4 protein-coding genes and 1 other RNA gene are annotated in these 4049 nt (G+C 64.7%); 3 read left to right on the top strand and 2 right to left on the bottom strand.

The window, feature by feature from the left end; genetic code table 11:
* Both AKL29_RS45130 and tkt read right to left on the bottom strand, forming a co-directional pair.
* On the bottom strand, window positions 1-240 hold a 240-nt coding region (locus AKL29_RS45130), incomplete at its 3' end, for a glyceraldehyde 3-phosphate dehydrogenase NAD-binding domain-containing protein (protein ID WP_244482189.1).
* Between the two features lie 160 nt (window positions 241-400).
* Window positions 401-2383 (bottom strand): transketolase, encoded by a 1983-nt coding sequence (tkt, locus tag AKL29_RS19655; protein ID WP_050385254.1) that lies wholly within the window; start codon window positions 2381-2383, stop codon window positions 401-403.
* Between the two features lie 335 nt (window positions 2384-2718).
* Between tkt and AKL29_RS19650 the strand changes: the two genes are divergently transcribed.
* From AKL29_RS19650 to ssrS, 3 genes are all read left to right on the top strand, one after another.
* The gene (locus tag AKL29_RS19650) at window positions 2719-3039 is read left to right on the top strand and encodes a DUF4164 domain-containing protein (protein ID WP_018269681.1); all 321 of its coding nucleotides are present in this window, start codon (window positions 2719-2721) and stop codon (window positions 3037-3039) included.
* Window positions 3036-3419 carry a cell division protein ZapA gene (locus tag AKL29_RS19645; protein WP_028332812.1) on the top strand — a complete coding sequence of 128 codons (384 nt, stop codon included), beginning with the start codon at window positions 3036-3038 and terminating at the stop codon, window positions 3417-3419. Before AKL29_RS19650 ends, AKL29_RS19645 begins: the two co-directional genes overlap by 4 nt.
* Before the next feature lie 268 nt (window positions 3420-3687).
* Window positions 3688-3848: non-coding RNA, 6S RNA (gene ssrS, locus AKL29_RS39870), on the top strand.
* The last annotated feature ends 201 nt before the right edge of the window (window positions 3849-4049 follow it).

Raw genomic sequence — 4049 nt, 5'->3', positions numbered from 1 at the left:
GCGCTCGGCCGAAACCTTGATCTTGTTGTCGCCGAGGCTGATCGTGTCGCCGTCGACCGTGACGGTGCCGGGGAAGCGGCCGTGCACGGAATCGAAGCGCAGCAGGTGTGCGTTGGTCTCGACCGGGCCGAGGTCGTTGATGCCGACCACCTCGATGTCCTTGCGGCCGGACTCGGCGATGGCGCGCAGAATGTTGCGGCCGATACGCCCAAACCCGTTGATCGCGACGCGGATTGCCATGCTCGTCTCCTCTAATGCTGTCGTCAGCCCCGCGGGAGTGCTCCCACGAGGTTTTTACGGCGGAACGCCCGGTTCGGCCGGGCGCGTACGGAAAAGATGGAGCTTAGGTAATCCTTTTTTGCGACAAGCTCAACCTTGGCCGACGGGTGTCAGGCCAGCGTCAGACGCGCTTGGTGGCAGCGTTAACGACGGCTTCAGCAGTAATGCCGAAATGCCGGAAAAGGTCCTTCGCCGGCGCGCTGGCGCCAAATCCGTGCATGCCGATGAATTCGCCGTCATGGCCGATCACGGCATCCCAGCCCCAGCGCACCGCGGCCTCGATCGCGATCTTGACCGGGGCGTTGCCGATAATGGCATTTTGCCGCTCGGCGGGCTGTGCCAGCAGCAATTCCAGCGACGGGACCGAGACCACCCGCGTCGCGATGCCGCGTCCGGCGAGCTGCTTCTGCGCCTCGACCGCGATCTGGACCTCGGAACCCGACGCGAACAATGACACTTTTGCGTCACCCTGCGCCGCGACCAGCTCATAGGCGCCGTGGCTGCACGGGTTGTCGTTCGGCGCCGTGGTGCGGAGCTGCGGCAGGTTCTGGCGGGTCAGCGCCAGCACCGTCGGTCCGTCGACGCGGTTGAGCGCCAGTTCCCAGCACTCGGCGGTCTCGACCGCGTCGCAGGGGCGGAACACGCGCATGTTGGGCATCGCGCGCAACGCGGACAGATGCTCGACCGGCTGGTGCGTCGGGCCGTCCTCGCCGAGGCCGATCGAGTCATGGGTCATGACATAGACGACACCGGTGCCCATCAGCGCCGACAGCCGCATCGCGCCGCGCGCGTAGTCGGTGAACACCAGGAAGGTGGCGCCGTTCGGCGCGAAGCCGCCATGCAGGAAGATGCCGTTGAGGCACGCCGCCATGCCGTGCTCGCGGACGCCGTAATGGATGAAGCGGCCCTTCGGCGTCTTGGCACCGAACGCCGTCGCCGACTTCGCCTTGTTGTTGTTGGAGCCGGTGAGGTCGGCGGAGCCCGCGACGAATTCCATCGGCATCGCAGCCGCAATCACCTCGATCGCGGCTTCCGACGATTTGCGGGTCGCGACGTTAAGCGGATTTTCCAAGAGCCCCTTCTTGAAGGCGCGCAGCCCCTTGGCGAGCGACTGCGGCCGCTCGTGGCGAATGCGGCGTTCGAACTCGGCGCGCTTGCGGCTGCCGAGTTGCGCGAACTGCTCGTCCCAGGCCTTGTGCTCGGCGGCGCCGCGGCTGCCTGCCTCGCGCCAGGCCTTCAGCACATCGTCGGGCACCGAGAACGGCTCGAGCGAAATGCCGAGCTTCTCCTTGGCCGCCTTGAGCTCGTCGGCGCCGAGCGCCTCGCCATGCGCCTTGGCGGTGCCGGCCTTGTGCGGCGCGCCGTAACCGATCGTGGTCTTGCAGGCGATCATCGAGGGCTTGTTGGATTTCTGCGCGCGGGTGATTGCAGCGGCGATCGCCTGCGGATCGTGGCCATCGATCAATTCGGCGGCCCAGCCTGCAGACTTGAAGCGCTTCACCTGATCGACGGAATCGGAGATCGAGGTCGGGCCGTCGATCGAGATGCCGTTGTCGTCGTACAGCACGATCATCTTGTTGAGCCGCCAGACACCGGCGAGCGCGATCGCTTCCTGCGAGATGCCCTCCATCAGGTCGCCGTCGGAGGCGAGCACATAGGTGTGGTGGTTGACGATCTTCTTGCCGAACTCAGCGGCCAGCATCTTCTCGGCGAGCGCCATGCCGACCGCGGTCGCGATGCCCTGGCCGAGCGGACCGGTGGTGGTCTCGATGCCCTTGGTGTGGAAGTTCTCCGGGTGTCCCGGCGTCAGCGATCCGAGCTGGCGGAAATGCTTGAGCTGGTCGAGCGTCATGTCCTTGTTGCCGGTGAGGTACAGCAACGAATAGAGCAGCATCGAGCCATGGCCGGCCGAGAGCACGAAGCGGTCGCGATCGGGCCACGCCGTGTCGGCCGCATCGAATTTCAGGAATTTTGTGAACAGGACGGTCGCGATGTCGGCGGCGCCCATCGGCAGGCCGGGATGGCCGGAATTCGCCTTTTCGACGGCGTCCATGGCAAGGCCACGGATCGCATTGGCCATACGGGTGTGATCGACCTGCGTCATGATGAAAAGTCCGCCTAAAATGAGGAGCTGATTGCTGGACGGATCGGGGCGGGCAGCCGCGATACGCGCGTGGATGGCCTTACGGGTTGGGGGTGGATTAGCACCTCAATTCCGCAAGTCCAAGGCGATGAAACGCCTCAAAACGGGGAAAAGTGGCCCGAAATCGCCCTATTTCATTCAACGGTGCATAGTTCTGCGCCGCCGTTGCGCTGGGCTCGCTTGCCACGTAAATTTCGTCCCGTAAACGCTTGCCGAACCGCCAGTTTTGCCGTGCGGCAGGCCTGTCTTCCGCAGGCCACCAAGCCAACCGACTTGAAAGGTCCACGCCGCGTGTCATGAGTGATCGTCTCGCCAACGGGTCTGGCAATACCGAGGCACCGCTTGCCGATATCGATGCTGCGACCAAGCGGCTGATGGCAGCGCTTGATGCGCTGGAGAGCTCGGTGGAGCGCCGCCGCGAGGCCGACCGCGACGAGAACGAATTGGCGAGCCGAATCCAGGCCCTCGGCGCCGATCGCTCCAGGCTCGCCGATGAGCTCGACGGATCGCTGGTGAAGACGCGCAAGCTCGAGCGCGCCAATCGCGAGATCGCGGAAAAACTCGACGCGGCAATCGGCAGCATTCGCGCCGTGCTCGACGGCGGAGACAGCAGATGAGCCACATCAACGTCACCATCAATGGCCGGCAATACCGGATGGCCTGCGAGGAGGGCCAGGAGGTGCGGCTCCTGAAGCTCGCGGAAAATCTCCAGCAACGCGTGGAATCGCTGCGCGGCAAGTTCGGCGAGATCGGCGATGCGCGGCTGACGGTGATGGCGGCGCTCACCGCCTGCGACGAACTGGTCGACGCCAGCGCACGCATCCGCAGCCTCGAGGAGGAGGTCGAGCAGCTGCGCAATGCGCGCGTCGCCGCCATCGACCGCGCCCGCGCGACCCAGACCGCGGTCTCCAACGCGCTCAACGCCGCCGCGGAGCGGATCGAGCGCACCACGCAGGTGCTCAACCGCACCATCGGCGGCGGCATCGCGATCGGGTGATTATATTTTCCGGCATCGGGTGATCTTATCCTCCCCTGGAGGAGGAGGATCGACGCTCATGAAATGAGCGGCGAGGTGGGGTGACAGTCTTTTCCGCGCGTGCAGTGCCCGCGTTGAGAGATCACCCCACCCGGTTCGCATTCCGCTACGCTTCATGCTTACCCTCCCTCCCCCTTCAAGGGAGGGAGGGTGGAGAGAAGTGCATGAGTCTCGGCTGCGTCTTCCTTACCGCTGGCGGATTGGGGCAACGATGGCTAGATTAGCCCCCGCGAAGCTGCGTCGTGCGTCAGGAGCCATATATCCCCGGGGCCTTATCGATCCTTTAGGGAACTGTCCCTGGCCGGGTCCGTGGACCCGGACATATGGTGCCCACCTACTTTCGTAGGGAACTCCGGGATCGAGCGCTCCAACGGCCTCTGCGGCTTCGCACTGATTTTTGCTGTTGGCTTGTCGTCGCGCTGCGGCGGTTGAATTGTCTAGTGTTGTGCCCCGCGATACGGGGCGTCCAGCGCGCCGCGGCCTGGCCTTAACGAAAGCTAGCGTCTCTGGAATGATGGATCGTCCGTTGTCGCGGACGACGACAGCGGAAGATGGATCATGCACGCATCTCCATCGAAGGCCGAGCTCCGG

The organism is Bradyrhizobium pachyrhizi (assembly GCF_001189245.1).
Classification (GTDB): domain Bacteria; phylum Pseudomonadota; class Alphaproteobacteria; order Rhizobiales; family Xanthobacteraceae; genus Bradyrhizobium; species Bradyrhizobium pachyrhizi.
Note: the sequence above shows the minus strand (reverse complement) of the source record. Positions and strands in the feature narration are given on the sequence as shown.